19 protein-coding genes are annotated in these 16,762 nt (G+C 35.4%); all 19 read left to right on the forward strand.

Translation table 11 applies throughout. The annotated features are described in order from the left end of the window. Positions 1-9: 9 nt before the first annotated feature. The 19 genes from HFE01_RS07230 to HFE01_RS07320 all read left to right on the forward strand — a co-directional run bounded on the left by HFE01_RS07230 (position 10) and on the right by HFE01_RS07320 (position 16,642). The gene (locus tag HFE01_RS07230) at positions 10-267 is read left to right on the forward strand and encodes a hypothetical protein (protein WP_167438012.1); all 258 of its coding nucleotides are present in this window, start codon (positions 10-12) and stop codon (positions 265-267) included. Between the two features lie 173 nt (positions 268-440). Further along, on the forward strand, positions 441-1,361 hold the full coding sequence (locus tag HFE01_RS07235; RefSeq protein WP_167438011.1) for a hypothetical protein: 921 nt from the start codon (positions 441-443) through the stop codon (positions 1,359-1,361). Beyond that, positions 1,354-3,111, forward strand: a complete 1,758-nt coding sequence (locus tag HFE01_RS27060; RefSeq protein ID WP_207714768.1) for a hypothetical protein — start codon at positions 1,354-1,356, stop codon at positions 3,109-3,111. The genes HFE01_RS07235 and HFE01_RS27060 overlap by 8 nt, the downstream gene beginning before the upstream one ends. A 24-nt stretch (positions 3,112-3,135) precedes the next feature. After that, positions 3,136-4,683, forward strand: coding sequence for a hypothetical protein (locus HFE01_RS07245; RefSeq protein WP_063213330.1), 1,548 nt, complete (start codon positions 3,136-3,138; stop codon positions 4,681-4,683). 14 nt (positions 4,684-4,697) lie between these two features. Then, positions 4,698-6,218 (forward strand): coiled-coil domain-containing protein, encoded by a 1,521-nt coding sequence (locus HFE01_RS07250; RefSeq protein ID WP_167438010.1) that lies wholly within the window; start codon positions 4,698-4,700, stop codon positions 6,216-6,218. Positions 6,219-6,236: 18 nt separating this feature from the next. Then, entirely contained in the window at positions 6,237-6,743 is a 507-nt protein-coding gene (locus tag HFE01_RS07255) for a hypothetical protein (protein ID WP_063213332.1), read from the forward strand. Positions 6,744-6,772: 29 nt separating this feature from the next. Next, positions 6,773-7,882, forward strand: coding sequence for a hypothetical protein (locus HFE01_RS07260; RefSeq protein ID WP_165081103.1), 1,110 nt, complete (start codon positions 6,773-6,775; stop codon positions 7,880-7,882). A gap of 68 nt (positions 7,883-7,950) precedes the next feature. Next, positions 7,951-8,649, forward strand: coding sequence for a hypothetical protein (locus HFE01_RS07265; protein ID WP_167438009.1), 699 nt, complete (start codon positions 7,951-7,953; stop codon positions 8,647-8,649). A gap of 14 nt (positions 8,650-8,663) precedes the next feature. After that, a complete protein-coding gene (locus HFE01_RS07270) occupies positions 8,664-9,089 on the forward strand; it encodes a hypothetical protein (protein WP_167438008.1) in 426 nt (141 codons plus the stop codon). Between the two features lie 85 nt (positions 9,090-9,174). After that, complete coding sequence (locus HFE01_RS07275) at positions 9,175-10,287, forward strand: Ig-like domain-containing protein (RefSeq protein WP_167438007.1); 1,113 nt, start codon at positions 9,175-9,177, stop codon at positions 10,285-10,287. An 11-nt stretch (positions 10,288-10,298) separates the two neighbouring features. Continuing rightward, entirely contained in the window at positions 10,299-10,808 is a 510-nt protein-coding gene (locus HFE01_RS07280) for a hypothetical protein (RefSeq protein ID WP_167438006.1), read from the forward strand. 1 nt (position 10,809) lies between these two features. Beyond that, entirely contained in the window at positions 10,810-11,283 is a 474-nt protein-coding gene (locus HFE01_RS07285; protein WP_167438005.1) for a hypothetical protein, read from the forward strand. Positions 11,284-11,292: 9 nt separating this feature from the next. Next, complete coding sequence (locus HFE01_RS07290) at positions 11,293-12,018, forward strand: hypothetical protein (RefSeq protein ID WP_167438004.1); 726 nt, start codon at positions 11,293-11,295, stop codon at positions 12,016-12,018. 25 nt (positions 12,019-12,043) lie between these two features. Further along, complete coding sequence (locus HFE01_RS07295; RefSeq protein ID WP_167438003.1) at positions 12,044-12,820, forward strand: hypothetical protein; 777 nt, start codon at positions 12,044-12,046, stop codon at positions 12,818-12,820. A 60-nt stretch (positions 12,821-12,880) separates the two neighbouring features. Continuing rightward, positions 12,881-13,627 carry a glycosyltransferase family 2 protein gene (locus HFE01_RS07300; RefSeq protein ID WP_167438002.1) on the forward strand — a complete coding sequence of 249 codons (747 nt, stop codon included), beginning with the start codon at positions 12,881-12,883 and terminating at the stop codon, positions 13,625-13,627. 10 nt (positions 13,628-13,637) lie between these two features. Continuing rightward, positions 13,638-14,672: a glycosyltransferase gene (locus tag HFE01_RS07305; protein WP_167438001.1), complete on the forward strand. Its 1,035-nt coding sequence runs from the start codon at positions 13,638-13,640 to the stop codon at positions 14,670-14,672. Then, positions 14,635-15,729 (forward strand): glycosyltransferase family 4 protein, encoded by a 1,095-nt coding sequence (locus HFE01_RS07310; protein WP_167438000.1) that lies wholly within the window; start codon positions 14,635-14,637, stop codon positions 15,727-15,729. Before HFE01_RS07305 ends, HFE01_RS07310 begins: the two co-directional genes overlap by 38 nt. A 15-nt stretch (positions 15,730-15,744) precedes the next feature. Then, a complete protein-coding gene (locus HFE01_RS07315; RefSeq protein WP_167437999.1) occupies positions 15,745-16,224 on the forward strand; it encodes a hypothetical protein in 480 nt (159 codons plus the stop codon). Beyond that, the gene (locus HFE01_RS07320; protein ID WP_167437998.1) at positions 16,208-16,642 is read left to right on the forward strand and encodes a hypothetical protein; all 435 of its coding nucleotides are present in this window, start codon (positions 16,208-16,210) and stop codon (positions 16,640-16,642) included. Before HFE01_RS07315 ends, HFE01_RS07320 begins: the two co-directional genes overlap by 17 nt. Positions 16,643-16,762 lie beyond the last annotated feature (120 nt).

Consider the following 16,762-nt stretch of genomic DNA (forward strand, 5'->3'; position numbering starts at 1 on the left):
GAGGAAATAATGTACGCATATTTAGATAAATATCAAATTTTGCATGTTGTAAGTGAAAAAGACTTGGCTGAACAGTACGCTCTAAACAAAAAGACTGTAGAAGTAGATATTGAAGAAGAACACGGATACCCAGTTATTAATAAGCAAGCAGTAGTTTTTTATGCTGAAGATGGAGCAGCATTTATTTATGGCAATCGAACTGACAAAAGAGCAAAACAAATTGTCACTCCTGAAGAAATTACGAAGATTGTGAATAAATTGAAATAATCAAGAGTCTGAGGAATACATAAATCAAATGCCTGAGTCTTATCAGGCTTTTTATTATTTGTTTCTCATGGGGAGACTTTCCGTCTTTAAACAGGCTGCTCCCTCCTACCCCATGCTTTTTCACAATCAAATGGGAATTTTATTATGTTCTTCTATGTAAAGAAGGTGAAATAATGGCTGATACAAAAAAGCTATGCATTTCTTGCAATAAGAGCTTGGCTCTTTCATATTTTTATAAATCCTATAATAAATTCGATAGCGATGGTCGGTTGAGTGTTTGTAAAAACTGTTTAAAAAATTCTATTAATTATGAAGATCTAGATACCACAAAAGACATACTAATGCAAATAAACAGACCATTCATACATAGCTTATGGATCTCTTCTGAGGAAGAAGCTAAAATAAAAAACCATGATCATTTTGGTATTTACATGAAAACCCTTGGATTGCCAAAGTATAGAGAGCTAACTTGGAAAGATAGTGATGAACAAGACATCCCAAAAATACAAGAAAAAAAAGATGAAACTAATTATGAACAAATTAATAAAGAACATTACAATCTAGATCAACTAAAAGATAAGTATGGTTATGGCTATCCAGATGAAGAGTATACATTATTTGAAAATAAGTATCAGCAGTTAAAGACTAGTTTTCAACTCTTGACTACGATGCATGAGGAATATTTTAGAGAATTTTGTGTTAACAAAGTAAAAGAAACTCTTGCTAAAGCAAAAGGCAATTTCAAAGAAGCTAAAGAATGGGCTGCAATGGTAAAGGATGTCGCTGAAGCAGGAAAGCTTAAGCCATCACAAATGAGTAAAGCAGACTTATCTGGAGGTTTAGATACTTTTGGACAGTTAGCACGAATGGTTGAAGAAAATTATGAAATAATGCCTCTCCTTCCGCAATTTATTGAGCAGCCTAAGGACAAAGTAGATGTTACGTTATGGTGCTTTATTAATTATGTTCGGGATCTACGAGGTCTCCCTTCCTGTGAATACAAAGAAATTTATGATTTTTATAGTAAGAAAGCGGAAGATTACGAAAGTCAAATGAGTGACAATACCCTAGAAAAAGATGATGTGAATGGCTAGCCATAAGAATTTTCAAAGCGATAATTTCAAGCATACTAGAATGAGTTCTAGAACAAATAACAATCCCGATTTTAATAGCAGTGTAAAACTAGACGAAAAAAAAGAAAGTAGCTTCGATAAGAATCTAGAAAAATGGATTACTTTTATCCAATGGAGTAAGTGGTTCCCCGATCTTTTTTATGACTTAATATCACCGGAAAAAGGTGGTATGAGATTAGATCTTGACCAAAGAGTTTTTTTACGTTCAATGAGTAGGTTTCTTAGCACCTATGGTGTTTTTCCCCGTGGATTTGGTAAAACAATGCTTGAGCTGATGAGTATTTACCACACCTGCATTCACTTCCCAGACATCACAATCGCTATGAGTGCTCAAACAAGAGAAAATGCCTCTTCAATAAGCGAAGAGAAACATAATGAAATAATTAAATGGTTCCCACTTATGAATAATGAAATTGTAAAGTCTAGTTTCTCAAAAGACCAAGTAGAAGTAGTCTTTTCGTCTGGTGCAATTTATAGTGTCCTTGCGAATTCGCAACACTCGAAAGGTCAGCGCAGAAGAAGACTGAATGTTGAGGAATCAGCACTATTGAACAATGCTTTGTTTAAAGACGCTTTGGAACCTGTAGTAAATGTACCGAGAAGAACCATTGGTAAACAATCTACAATTAATCCCTATGAATTAAATGGTATGATCAATTATTTAACTACTAGCGGCTACCGCGGCAGTGATGAATTCATTCGACTAAACAACATGATCGATGAAATGGCTAATCTTAAAGGTAAAATAGTACTGGGTGCAAGTTGGGAATTACCTTGTCATTACGGCAGGGGTGAGACGCGCGCGCAGATATTAGCTAAAAAGGATGACCCCACTACTAGCGCAATATCATTTGCTCAAAACTACGAGTCTAGATGGTGCGGAGTAAGTGATGGAGCTATTGTGAATATTAACAAACTTATGGAGCTACGCACAATTAAACAAGCGACTATCAATCCAAAGAGAAATAGGGAATACTTTATCGGAGCTGATATTGCACGTTCACAGTCAAACAACAACAATAAATCTGCATTCGTAGTGATGGAAGTTGAAAGAAATTTAAATGGCACCATTAAAACTGCAACAGTATGTAATATTTTCGTTCCACCAAACGGAACTAATTTCAACGAACAAGCCATGTTTATTAAAAGATTAGATAGGCATTATGGAGGCAATGTTACTGTAGTCGATGCCAACGGTATAGGTCAAGGTGTCGTCGAAGAGTTAATGAAGGAAACCCTAGACCCTCTTATGAATGACCCTTACGATAGCTGGGATACCATCAATACCGATGAATCACCTCAAAATAGTATAGCACCTCAAAAAATATATAGTTTAAAAGCACAAGGAATCCAAACAGATATCATTACTAATTTTATTGATTTTGTTGAAAGCGGTAGATTAAAGCTGTTAATTCCAGAGAAAATGCTTGAATTAACCAATAAACCAAAAAACTCAAAAGATAAAGATTTAGAAATCAATCAGATTAAAGCAGCTCATTTTCAAAGTGATCAACTTATTGATCAAGTAGCAAATCTGAAATTGGTTCAAAAACAAGGTGGAAAATTAGGTGTAGAACAAGTTGTAAAGAAAACAGAGAAAGATATTTGGGCTGCTCTAGCTTATGTCCTATATTATTTGAAGAATTTTGAAGATTTCAAACGCGAAGAAGATAGCTTTAATGTATTAGATTACCTATACATATCGCAATAAATCTATACAGAAAGGATGTGAACGATGACAAGAAAAAACAACAAGGATACGCCTAATGTAAACATAGCTCCACCCAAAATAGAAAATAGTGAAGATTATGCATTGCAATTTGCAAAAGCTCTCTCCAGTAGTTATCAAAGTGGTTCGCTATTTAGTCCACTATGGCAAAATGAATTGCTGAAATCCCTAAATATGTCTCCTACTACATTTGATCGAAAAAAGATTGAAGAAATGATTAAAAATCCAAAAGCAAACGAAGATGCCTTAAAGGATTTAAGTCAGTATCTTTTTAATGTAGTAATGCAGTTTAATCGATTAGTTAACTACTATTCTACTATACCTACCTTCGACTCATTTATAGTTGCAACTAATGCAGATGAAGAGGATATGAAATCTACTGCTTTTAAAAAATCTAGACGTAAAGCCGTTGATATCGTAGAAAAAATATCGCCCAAGTCTACCTTTCCAAACATTTTAAAAGGTGTAATCTTAGAAGACGCTAAATTTTACTATGTTCGTGAGTTCGGTGATTCTGTTGCTTTGCAAGAAATGCCAGCAAAATACTGCAAAATCATCAATAAAACTGAATATGGATATCAATATGCTTTTAATATGTATTATTTTTTACAATCAGGTGTGAATATAAACGATTTTGCTCCTGAATTTAGTGAATATTACAGTGACTTCGCCAATGCTGGGAGCAGAAAAGATCGTTATTTTTATTGGCAACCTCTTGATCCTATAAAAGCTCCAGTGTTTAAATTCGACGAAACAAGAGCTGGGCTTACTCCTCCTTTAATGGGGTTATTTTTAGATAGTGCCGAAATAGAACATTACAAAGGTTTACTGAAAACAAAAACCGAGCTTGAAACTTGGAAGATAATTGTTGGACAAATTCCAATGAAGAGTGACACCAAGGGGGCATCGGTAGCTAATAACTTTGCTATTGATCCAAATGTTGCAGGTCAATATACTGCTATCCTCCAAGCTGGCGTTCCGAATGGAGTAAAAGTTGCCACTACCCCGTTTGAGTTAAAAACGGTGGATTTTAATCAATCACAAACTCAAAATAACATAGTTGGTTTTAGTCAGGATAATTTTTATCAAGCTGCTGGCTCTACTCCTATATTATTTGGTTCGGGGACTGTTAATGCTTCCGGTCTTCAAGCATCAATCAAGGTCGATGAAAGTTATGTAATTCATATGTATCGCCAGTTTGAGCGTTTTATCAACAGTTATCTAAAAAGCAAAACGGGAAAATATCGTCATAAAGTAGTCTTTCCTGATATAACAGTGTTCAACAGAGATGAAAAGTTCGAAAAGTACCTTAAAGCTGGACAGTTTGGATTTTCTAAAACATTGGTCTCTTTGGCTATGGGTATCAACCCTGAAGATATGCAAAGTCTGTTGGCTTATGAAAACAGTATTAACCTTGTTGAAAAATATCTCGTTCCCCTTTCCAGTTCCCACGTGCAGAACGGTAATAAGGATAGCGGTCGCCCAAAAGTATCTGATAACGATCTTAGTGATGATGGTGCAAAGACAAGAGACTTAGATTTGAATAATCGTTAGATCCTTTTGAGGAGGTGATAATTATAAAAAATAAGGATAAAAAAGCTACTCTTTTCGTCGAGAATTATGAAATCGAACCTCTTAACGATTCTAGATTTTCAAGACTTAGAATGTGGATATCTCATGATGGTGTAAACAACAATAAAAGTAACATCGATTTCGATGTTCTTAAAAATGCTGAATCATCTGTCGTTAATATTCCTATTTTGGCCCATATAGAAGGCGATGATTTTGGTGAGCATGAAATGGAATATGATGAAGACGAAGATAAAATTACATATATCGAAAAGCCCATCGGAGTAATTTCTGCCGTTAATAACAACTATCATTATGAAGAAATTGATGGGAGAAATTATGCAGTTGTAGATGGATACATATGGAATGTCTACGCACAAGATGAGATGGATATCATCAACAACCAAGAAGAAACTAAGCTGTCAATCGAAATTGTAATTGATGAATCTGAGTACAACAAAGAGACAAAAATATTGAATATTAGATCATTTAGGTATACTGGCGTTACTTTATTGGGCAATAAATACGGCACTGGTATGATTAACGCTCACGCAAAAATTGAGCATTTTTCTTTGGATGATGACTTTACCAAAAAAATGAAAGAGTTAAATTCATTTCTACATCATTTTAATGATGCTAATACACAAACAGATAAAAGTAAGGAGGATAATGTCCAATTGCAAAAAAACAAAAAAGAAATTGCAGCCCTTTTCAAATTGACTACTAATCAATTATACGAAGAGATTGATAACGCCCTTAGTAAACAGAAATACATAGGTACTAATTGGTATGGAGAGTCAGTAGAAAGATGCTCTTATTATCTTAGTGACTTTGATGAAAATTATATCTATCTTTGCGATGTTCAAGATGGATACAAGTATAAGAAAGCATCTTACAGTATGCAAGGAGATAATGTTGTAATTGATTTCAACACTCTGACAAGAATTAAATATTCTCCTGTAGATTGGGTAGATGGAGATGAAGCCGATGATGCGATCAACACCTTTAAGTCCACTATCGATTTAATTAGCAGCGAAGCAACAGAAGTCTTAAACAAGGAAAAAAACGAGAAAGAAACGCTGGTCGCTGAGTTTACTGAAAAAATCGAGAGTAAAGATGAGGCCATTCTTTCATTGAATCAAACATTGACAGAAATTCAAGAAAAATTTACTGAAGTAGAGTCTCAAATTACAAATAAAGACGAGAAAATCACCGAGCTTCAGAAAGAAATTTTAAAATTTAAAGAAGCTGAAGATGTAGAAAGAATTGATGAGCTATTTAATTCTTACCCTACTCTTCTCACCGAAGATGAAAAAGCTAAGTTTACAGAAAAGCGTTCTTCATTTGCTACTTTTTCTGAATTTGAAAAGGAAGTTAAATCTTACGTATGTGATCGTATTATCGAAACCACCAAATCGAAGAACTTTAACTTTATTTCAATGGGACTTCCAGATGATGGCGAGCAAAATAAAGAAACACCTAAAACAGTTTGGGATAGACTTTCTCAACAAAACAATTAATAGGAGGAAATATATTTAATGAGTACAATTGTAAATCTTAATCTGATGGCTGGTACTAAAGTAGACAGCTTTATTCAGTCTGTTCAATTGCCTGAGGCGGTTGATAACGGTAGCTTTGTAGTTCTAAAAGGAGTGCTGGCAGGAAACCCAGAAGTTCGTATTGCTGCAACTCCAACTGATGTAGCTGCTCAAGAAGTGCTGTTGGTTGCAAGCCCAGAGATTCCAGAGGTCAATGGCTTCCGAATTGACGTAAGTGACCCTGCTCTATTCACCAATAAAGCTAATACTCCTGCTCGTGCATTTCGCCTTAAAAATGGTGACACATTCACTATCACGGATGACGGCATCGATGGCTCAACAGTTGTGGATCAATACGTTATTCCACAGGATGGTAAATATAAAGGCATTGCTAGCGCAACCCTTGGAACAACTAAAGTAGCGCTGTTGGTTCTTGAAAAAACAACTATTTCCGTTGGGCGCTCTCGTGTTCCAGCAACTAAACTGCAAGTAATTAAAGAAGCCTAATACATAATAATCGGAGGAACTAATTTAGTATGAAAAACTATGGTAGCCTTAAGTTTTTTAATATGTCGCAAAATGAAAAAGATGTTGTACAAGCTGGTGTAGAAGCTTGGTACCACTATTGTTATCAAAACCGCAACAAAGATGGTCGTTTTAATAAGTATGCTCAATATGCGAATGATGGCGTAACCCTTGATGCAAAACAAGAACTGTTCACCAAAGGCTTGAAAAAAGAAGCTTACCGTCTAGCAGGCATTCCGTCTGATACCAATTTTACTGAAGGTATGATGGCTTCTAACCCTAATATCCAGTGGGCAACATTTGCTCTGGTAGCTCAAACTTTGGATATCGTAATCCCTGAAACAGTTTTGGATAGTTTTTACCAGTTCGCAGAAGTTAAAAATGTAAACTGGGGCGATCAACTGGTGTTTCACGTAGATAGTCCAGACTTGTTTGTCGTTAGTACTAAAGCTAATGGTCAACGAGGTAATCAACGGCAACGTTTGTTCGGAAAAGACGTGACCCTCACCGCTCAACGCCGTACTGTAGAAATTTATGAAGAGTTATATCGTGTACTTGCAGGTAAAACAAATTGGGGCGCATGGGTTGCTCGTGTAGCACAAGCAATCGAAACAGATATTACTACTCGAATTTACTCTGCTATTTACGATTCTTTTAATACTTTGGGCGCAAATTTCAAAGAAAACGCAGCATTTACTTCAACTGCCTTTAATAATCTAGTCCAACGTGTTTCCGCAGCAAATAATACGGATAAGAGTGTAGTGTTTGGCACTAAGACTGCCCTTGCCCGTATTCTACCTGAGAACCAATACCTTCAATTTGGTCTTGGACAAGAGTTTAATAAAAATGGACATTTGGGTAATTTCCAAGGCACAGAGCTTTTTGAAATTGGGCAACGTTTGAAACCAAATAGTGATGATTTTGCTATTGATGGTGATTTCGCTATTGTACTTTCTTCTGGTTCTGATAAGTTGGTCAAGATTGGATTCGAAGGAAACACAGTGATTACACAAACGAAACCAGAAGATAATGCAGATCAAACTACAGGCTATTCTGTTTCACAACACTACGATGTTCAATTAATTACAGCAGCAGCTTACGGTTTGTATAAATTTGCATAATATTACTGGTCGGTAAGTGTTAAGCTTACTGACCTTCTTTCAATTCAAATAATAGGGAGGCATAGAGAATGGCGGCAACACGAAAAATGGAGTCAGCTAATAATACAGATACAATAGATATTCCTAGTAACGAACCTGTTCAAAAAACTGTAAAAGAAAAAGCGTTAGAAGATCAAGTTGCTGAACTCACAGCCCTAGTTAATGGTTTGCTAGAGAAAAATAAAGAACTCGAAACCTCTCATGAGGAGATTAAAACAGAAACCAGAAAGGTAAATTCACTGTTTGAGTCTGTTGAAGATAAGTTAGATATTGATCCCCGCGAATACATCAGGGTGATTTCTTTAACTAATGGTGGACTGAATCTAACGGCTACTAATTCTACTATTAGATTTAATGATTTTGGAACATCGAAGCTGATTACCTTCGAAGATGTACGAGCAATTGTAGACAACCATACTAAGTTTGCTCATGAAGGAGCATTTCTGATCCAAAGCGAGAAAGCAGTAAAAGCTCTGTACCTAGAAGATGTATATCAAAATTTTATTAGTCGTGAAGCAATCGAGAATATTATCTCCTTGGACATCAACGAAATCACAGATACTTTAAACTCTGTTTCCCCTACTCTACGTGAGAACATAGTTGAGCGAATTGTAGTAGGCATTGCAAGCAATGATAGAAAGTTTCAGGACAGATATAAAATTGATGCGATTGGTAAGCTAGTAAATCAGGACTTGTATGAGTTAGCAAAAGTTAAAAATAACGTTTAAGGGGATTGGTTTTTATGACCCCATATTCAAAAATCTTCGAGAGATTTCAAGGAAAAATTCAGGACTATACAATTGATGAAATGTTCCTAAACTCGATTGAAGATTATGAAAATTATCTTACGGGATTTCTTAAATCAGGCTTGGTTAAGTTCAGCTACTGTAAAAATGATCTCTCTGACAGAGATGAGGAAAACAGAAACTTTACTGCTGATTTAACGGAGTTAGAACAAGAAATACTGTCACAGTTAATGCTTAGTGAATGGTTTGAAAAAGAGGTAAACAATATTCTTGACATGAGATTGGCGATTTCTTCAACTGATTGGAAAAGGTATAGCGAATCTCAGAACTTTAAAGAAAAAGCTGTATTACGTGATAAAGCTGTTGAACGTGCTGATTCGTTAATGATGCAATACTATTTGAAAAATATGAGCGTGAATTAGTATGAGTTACAAGGCGTACAAGTCATATCTTTCTAACTGTAAAACAACTGCTAGAGACAGAAACATTGTCCAGACTAAGCACGTTATGAATTCAACTTTTTCACATTCTCCTAGCTATTATCAAGTGAGTATCAACGGAGATATCAACCAGGAAGTTTGGATAACTGATGACGGAGATATACGAGAACAGAAGAATATTGCCGCATTGAATTATCCGTTAAAAATGGGTGATTTGGTTACATGGAAAGATAAAACTTGGCTATGTAATCATGTTGATGATATGGAAATATATCATCGTGGTGTGATTTTAGTTTGTTATTCAGCTCTCAAGTGGTTAGACGATCAAGGAGAAATTCAAGAAACTCCATTTTCTTTCAAATCGGATACATCGTCTAATTTTGGCATCCAAGAAGGAAGAATTCTGATGATGCCTAATGAAAGACGACAAATAACAGTTCAAAAAAACAATGAGACCGAAAGAATAAAGAAAAATAGACGGTTTATTATTGATGGACGCGCTTGGAAGACTGTGGGGATTAATCGTTTAATTGACGGGTTGATAAATTTGACACTAGAAGAGCAAGATTTAATCCCTGCCGATAATTTAGAGCTTGGGATTGCTGATTACAATGGTAACATCGCTAACTACCAACTAAAGGTTTTGAATGTTAAGGATATTGTGGCTATAGAAGAAAATCAAACTCTTCAGTTGAATATTGAATTAACCAATAATTCAAAGGTAATAGAAGTTGATGATCAAATTACATATTCTGTGGATGATGAAAGTATCTTATCAGTCTCTCCTACTGGCCTAGTGGCTCCTTTGAAAAAAGGAACATGTAAAATAACCATTTCATTCAGAAATATTTCTCAAACTATTCGAGTTAATGTTACGTCCTGTACTACAAATAATTATACTGCCCACATTACAGGCGACGAATTCATTAAATACAATATGACCAAATCATATACTTGTTCATTTAAGGATAATGGGATTGCTCGACAAGACAAAGCTTGTTTTTGGTTAACCGAGTCTGATGGTTTAGCACCCACCACTTTAGCCAGTATAATCGAACAAGATGGACAAGCCTGTAAAATTAAAGCCAACAACAAGAAAGGCAGAGTTATTTTGCATGTCGAAAACTCTACCAGATTAGCTTATGCAACAAAAGAAATAGAAATAAAATCATTACTATAAGGAGTGTATCCATGCAAGCCATCATCCGTTTTGGAGAACTTAAGCTTGAGCAATTTATTCAAGGAGCTACAAATAATTGGCTTATTTTTTCTCCCCTCCCCTACTCAATGCAGCACTCATCTGGGATTGATAACTCTGTAATCATTAGTGCTACACCCACAATTGAAATCATTGATGCTGACCTAGACGTGGCTATTAATCCACAGTTTAAATATGCTTATTCAATTGCTACAGATAATAAGCTTAAATTGGCATTTTCCAAAGAGACACACGCCGACAAAGGATCAGCACTTGAAGCACTAAAATGCATTGCCCTTACATATGAACTTGGCAATCTACAACCTAACGGTAATTACTACAAGGTCAAAGTTCGTAATAGTCTTGGCGAGGAAATTCACCGAACTACTCCACTTACTCTAGATCAGGTAGATAAGGTCGTCGCTACATTTGATGACACAAGGGATATGAACACTAGTGGTTTTCTGGAATATGTACTGACCAGAGATTTTATTGTGAACTAACATGTCTCGATTTGAGGAGTTAGGCAAAAATCGCATGATCGTACTGAACCATTTATTGAGTTCTCATAAACTTTGCAAGTCAGTTTGGTATGAACAAAGTAATTATTTAGATCAACCCGATATCGAAGATACCTCAGAGTTGATCAATAACAATATTTTTCCTTTTAATCACGTTCCCAAATTGGCTGATAAAGCTTCCTCTTATGTGACATTTTCTTTTAGAGATTACAAACCTGTTGGTTCTCAGTTCAAGTCGGGGTTGCTGCATTTTCAAGTTTTAGTGCATAAGGATTTAATTCTTACTGAGTATGAGGTATTAAGATATGATCATATTTTAGCCTATATAGACGAGCTGTTTAACGAGAACAGAAATCTCGGCATTGGTAATTTGCAATTTTATCGAATGGACGAAATGTTTGTGAATGAAAATTATTTAGGTTATTACATACAGTACAAACTTTGGGATTTTAATTGAGGTGATTATTTGATTATCGATCGCCTACAAGCATTTCTTGGTTTACCTTATACAACAAAAGAGGGAATATCCGTGTTCTCTCCTACAGTTAATGAGATCGGTGAAATTGGATATTTAAATTATTTAGTTAATCTAGCTTTAGTGGGGTTTGATAAAGAGAAAATTTTAGTAGGGTTATTTGGATTGGACAAAGACAGTTTTTCAAAAATAAAGAATGAGTCTGACTATGATGTGCTAATCGAAGTTCCGTCTATTAGAAATGAAATATGTAAGGCCTTCTCCTTTTTCGTTAAAGGTCATGTTAGTTTCAATATTGAAACATCCTGTTTTTTGTTGGATGGAAAAGATTTTATAAACAAAAGCAATTTTAGAGAATTTGATTTAGTTATAAAAGAACTAAATGTATCATCTGACTCTCAAGAAAAAATAGAGGCAGCAAATAGTACAGCAGAAGAGTTTTATAGAAGAATGCAAATGTATGAGTCGCAAATAAACAACAATAACACGGAAAATCAGCTAGAATTCAAAGATATTTTATCTATCCTCTGCAATTTCGAAGGAAATGGGATCAATATATTTAATGTTGGCTCACTTACGGTGTATCAAGTTTATGAGCATTTTGAAAGAGTGAACAAGAAAGAAAATTACAATAGACTCTTACCAGTATGGTCTAATGAAAAAACCTTACCTGAAGACAACTCTATCCCTGAGTGGATGGAGAAAACAAAATTATAGTATAAATTAGGAGGAACTATCCTTTATGGCAATACAACTAGGACGATACGGCTCTAGAAACAATCTCAATCTTCAAATTTTCGATTTTGTAACAAGTACACCTCTTATGACTTTTGATTACGCTACGACTACCAGTAACGAATGGACATCAGAGACAGTGTTTGCAAGAGGTGGCGATGGGAATCCAAAGCGTATTGCTTGGTCGGGTGAAAAGGACTCTACACTTAAAGTAGAGACTCAAATCTTCACTTTGCAACATCTTGCTATGCTGGCTGGAGAACCTATTGAAAAGGGCGCACAAGATCTTTATAAGTCTCAAATTCTGACTGTTATGAAGGGTACTTCTGGAGCAAAACAGATCACATTAGACAAAACACCAATTGGTGATAAAACTAATGTTAAGGTGTTTGCATACATAAACGGGATTATGGCTGACGCACAACCCATTAAAGACATTACTGATAATGTAGTAACATTAGACACTACTGCAACTATCGAAGTTGGCAGTGATGTTGAGGTTTACTATCAATACAATACTCCAAATGCAGCAAAACTCTCATATACAACCAAAGGATTTCCGGGATACGTATTTATTGCTGGAGACACTTTGTATGCTGATGAGAAAGCTGGTAAGATGGTCGGCTCTCAACAAATTTTCCGCAAGGCTAAACTTCAGCCAAACTACGCGGTCAACTATTCCCCTTCTGGAGATCCAAGTTCTCTCAGTTTGACGTTTGATTTGTTCCCTGTAACCGTGAATGGGGTTGAAGTAATGAAAGAAGAAATTATTTATGAAAAATAAGTAAAGAACTTATGAGCCGTAGGTTGCCCTTCGGCTCTTTGTTTTTACAAGGGAGATTATATGAACCAAACTGTTACAATTGCAACGCCTGTTCGTAACCGGGAGTGGATTTTAGATAAATATCTAAAAAGCTTATTGGAATTGAATTATCCTACTAACTTAATTGAATTCATATTTGTAATCAATGATTCAACTGATAATTCTTTAAATTTATTGTACAACTTTAAAAAGCAATACAGGCACATATATAAAAATATTAGAGTTGAGGTATACAATCGAAATGCTCCTGTAGATAAAAGAGACTTAAACATTAGAAACAACTTCATATATACTCATTTGAGTAAATTACGGAATTATATCATGTCAAAAACCAAAACTGATTATCTGATGTTTATAGACACAGATATCCTCGTGCAACCTGATATCATTAATAATCTACTCAAATCGGACAAGGATATCATATCAGGATTGATTTGGAATGGGCACATTGTTCGCCCTGAGAAGCCATATCTGTTCCCCAACATCATGAAGATCAATAGTAAGGGTTATTATGAACATGTTGTAACCAATCAAGTAAAAAATGCACCCTCTCTCCACTCTTCATCTCTTATAAGAGTTGATCTTACAGGGGCAGTTATAATGTTAAGCCGTAAAGTATTTAAATCTATAAAATATGGGTTTCACCCGCAAGGAGAAGACGCATACTTCTGTAAAATGGCTCAAGAGAAAGGTTTTGAGCTTTTTTGTGATTTAGGTACATTCTCGCACCATATTATGAGTCCAGAATGTTTAGAAAAAATATCTTAGGGAGAAATAAATGAAACAAAAAACGATTGTTTATGCTAATACAATTGATTACGACCAGCCATTGCAGCAACGACCACACCATTTAATGAAGTATTTCTCTGAGAATGGGTATATGGTCTATTGGGTTAACTACACTCAACGAACCGATAAAGTGCGTGATCGCATCTCTGACACACTTGAGGTGTATCATAATTGGGAAGTTTTTTTAAAAAGACACCCTAAAGTTGATATTTACTTTTCATCTTGGGCTATGCGACATACAGATTTAGAAAGTATTAAAGCCGACTTGGTTGTTTATGATTCACTGGACAATTTCCCAGAAAATGAACATGAGGAAGACAACATGGTAAGTAAGGCAGATATTTTATTGGCTGCCTCCAAACCTCTGCTAGAACTAAGAAGTAAACAACATAAAAATGTACACTTGGTTCGAAATGCCTGTTTTAAAAAATTAGGAGATCTCGACTTTCCTATTCCTGAAGACTTGATTCCATACACTAAAAAGAATAAGCCTATTGTATTGTTTTCAGGCGCGCTCACGTCCAATTGGTGCGATCTATTACTTTTGGAGAAAGTTGCGAAGAAATATCAAGTTTTTGTTGTTGGACTTCCTTGGGGTATTAAAGAAATGCCTAAAGGGGTTCATTATTTGGGTTCAAAGGGATACCTAGAACTTCAAGCCTATTATCGTCACGCTGATGTTACCCTTCTCCCCTTCCAACGCTGTCAAATCAGTGACTTCAGCAATCCTTTAAAAGTTTATGAGTCACTTGCTCATGGTACTCCAGTGGTAGCAACCGATATTCCTGAAATGGATGATTATGAAGATGTTGTATTTGTAAGCAGAAACCATAAAGAATTCATAAAAAATATTCATAAAGCAATTAAAGTATCTAAGTGTATCGAATACAAAAATAAAGCTAAAAAAATGGCTAAAAACAATTCATGGGATGATAGATTTGAAATCATTAACAGCGCTATTAAGGAATTTTTCAAAGGAGAAAAGGATGAAAAAGGTAGCACTTTTAACAACGCAATTCTTTGATTTAACTGGAACATATACTCAAATGGGTGGCGGCGAAAGGTATTTAATTGATCTAGTACGTCTATTAAGAAAAAAGAATTATATTGTAGACGTTTTTCAAGCATCTACTACACCTTGGGTAAAGAACTTCAAGGATGTAAAAATAACTGGTATCCCCTGCCCCATTGGTGACAAAGAATCTTTTCCAGATCTAACAATTGAGTTTCATAAACGGACGGAAAATTATGATTATACTATCTATTTTGTAGCCACTCTGGCTTTTCCCGAAGCACGTAAGAACTCTATTGCTATTTCACATGGTATTTGGTGGGATAATGAAATTCAAAGCTGGTATCACGCTAAAGGATACAACGAATACATTAGAGACTGCTACCGCCGTGTAGGAAAAATTGTTTCTGTAGATACAAACACTATTGGTTGGACTAAAGCTTTATATCCAAAACTATATGATAAATTTGAATACATACCGAACTATGTTAATACCGACACCTTTAAACCTAGAGAGAAAAAAGGAAAAGGTAAGTTCACAGTGCTTATTCCTCGTAGACTTCATGAATTAAGAGGATATTTGTTGGCGGCTGAAGCATCTAAGAAACTTCTCCCCAAGTACGAAGATATGGAATTTTATTTTGTAGGTAGAGGAACAATTGAAGGCGAACAACAATTTAAGCGATGGGTAAATACTCAAGATCGAGTTCGATGGGAACATTTTGATATGAATAAAATGTATCGTGCTTACGAACAAGCAGATATAGTTTTAATCCCCACTCTCGGTGCAGAAGGTACAAGTTTGAGCTGCATTGAAGCACAGGCATTTGGAAAACCAGTTATAGCTAGTTGCGTAGGTGGATTAAGTGATCTAATTATTGATGGATACAATGGACTACTGATTAAGCCTACTGTAGATAATCTATGTAATTCAATTGAATATTTATATCACAATAGAGATAAAGCTGAAACATTTGGTAAGAATGCACGAGAAGTTTCAATGGCGTTTGATAGTAAAAGATGGGAAGAAAAATGGTCTAAAGTACTGGATGAAACATTTCCACATTAAAGGAGAGTGTGATTATTGACTAAAAAATTAACAGTTTCAGAATTGAATAAACTCAGCAAAGAACTAGAACAGACGCAAACATATCCCATTCTGAATGGTCAATTTGAAGTAGCCATCAAGCAAAACTTTAAGGAAAGTTCAATTAACAACATCTTTACAGGACTAATAGAAGTTGTACAAGGGATTGAAAAATCACAACTTACTGAATTAACTTTCAGCCAAATTGCGTCACAAATTGGATCTACTTTGATGCTACGCGAATTTACAGACCTCCCCATTCCCAACAAGAATGACTTTCAGACTTTGATTAAGGTATATGAGAATTTATTGAACACAAACATTTTCGTAGAAGTAGCAAATAAATTGCCTGAGATTGAGGTCAAAAAATTAGAGAAGCGTTTTAAGGAAATAGCAGATAATTTTGCTGAGATTGAAAGAAAAGCAAATGAAGAAATGAATAGTAACGGAGCTAACTCTAGTGCCAATAGCGAATAGTTTTGCTGAATTGGAAAGATTGTTGAAGCAAAAAATCGCCTCAACTTTGCAAGTTGATGTCGCTAATACAGTAAAAGTTAATATGGAACAATCAATACAGGAAAATGTTTATGATGTATATACTCCCACAGTCTACGAAAGACAGCGTGATCAAGGGGGGCTAACAGATGAGCGCAATATGATTGTTGATATGATTGGACAGGATATTGTATCCATTGAAAGTCATCGTATGGATGGAAGTAAGAATGTTGGTTTAGTCGTAGAAACTGGTCAGGGTTACGATTTCGAATTCGCTTATTCTGGTCGTCCTCGCCCATTCGTTGAGAAGACTGTCGAGAAGCTGCATGATACTAATGCTCATGTTGCGGCACTTCATAGGGGATTATCACGTCAAGGACTTGATGTGGAAGTTAAGTAAAAAAGCTATTTATTAAAACTTAGGGAGTGTTTTTAATGAATATATTGGTGGCTATGAGAAAAACAAGCCAAACGGGAATTAGGATTGGGCATCTATTCAAAAGTGTCCTTATAAACATAC

The organism is Paenibacillus sp. EKM10P, assembly GCF_011800655.1.
Taxonomy (GTDB): Bacteria; Bacillota; Bacilli; order Paenibacillales; family Paenibacillaceae; genus Paenibacillus; species Paenibacillus polymyxa.